The organism is Lactococcus sp. EKM203L (assembly GCF_011800585.1).
Classification (GTDB): Bacteria; Bacillota; Bacilli; order Lactobacillales; family Streptococcaceae; genus Lactococcus; species Lactococcus lactis.
This window is the reverse complement of record NZ_JAALEQ010000041.1, coordinates 1-604: the sequence shown is the minus strand read 5'-3', so window position 1 is coordinate 604 and position 604 is coordinate 1. Positions and strand designations below refer to the sequence as shown.

The window sequence follows — 604 nt, the reverse complement described above, 5'->3', positions numbered from 1 at the left end:
GCATCTGGGAAGTCATCAAACCACTTCATATCTAAATTACATTCATCACATTTCATTCTCCGTCCTCCACAGGCACAAGCTCAATGAGCGGGTTAATCCATTCATAGACTTGCAATTCATCAGACCAAATCCAATTCCTACCAATTACCAGTGGAGCAGTAAATGATTTTTGATGTAGTGTTATATAAAAAGCACCACCCATGATTTTACTTAGTTCTGATTTTGTAAAAGGCTGTTTTGATTCATCAATCCAAAGCACGCCAATTTTAGATGGACTATTGCGTATCAAATACGTGTCCATTGGTCTCAATCGAACATAATATTTTTTATCGTTCATTTTTCTTCCTTCACTTTTATCTGTTCATAGCTCCCAGTTTGCATGCTGTCGATTTCTTGCTGGGTGAATGATAATTTCCACGCTGTGCCAATAGAATGCGTAAGTGGGTCTGCTCCTGTCCAAAAGAAGTATCTATCCTTGTCTTTAAACTGATTATCCTTTGCAAGGAATTGTCCAGTTAACTCATCTCTCAAATAGAACAGCTGCGGTTTTTCGACTGTATAGCCGTCAAGCCATGCACGCATATAATCTTCTTGGTGTTCAGAA

2 protein-coding genes are annotated in these 604 nt (G+C 38.6%); both read right to left on the bottom strand.

Annotation, left to right across the window (positions count from 1 at the left end; translation table 11 throughout):
- Positions 1–52: 52 nt before the first annotated feature.
- The gene (locus HFD15_RS13995; protein ID WP_098396624.1) at positions 53–337 is read right to left on the bottom strand and encodes a hypothetical protein; all 285 of its coding nucleotides are present in this window, start codon (positions 335–337) and stop codon (positions 53–55) included.
- Positions 334–604, bottom strand: a 271-nt coding sequence (locus tag HFD15_RS13990; RefSeq protein ID WP_167593822.1) for a DUF1642 domain-containing protein, incomplete at its 5' end; no start/stop codon positions are given. The genes HFD15_RS13995 and HFD15_RS13990, both read right to left, overlap by 4 nt.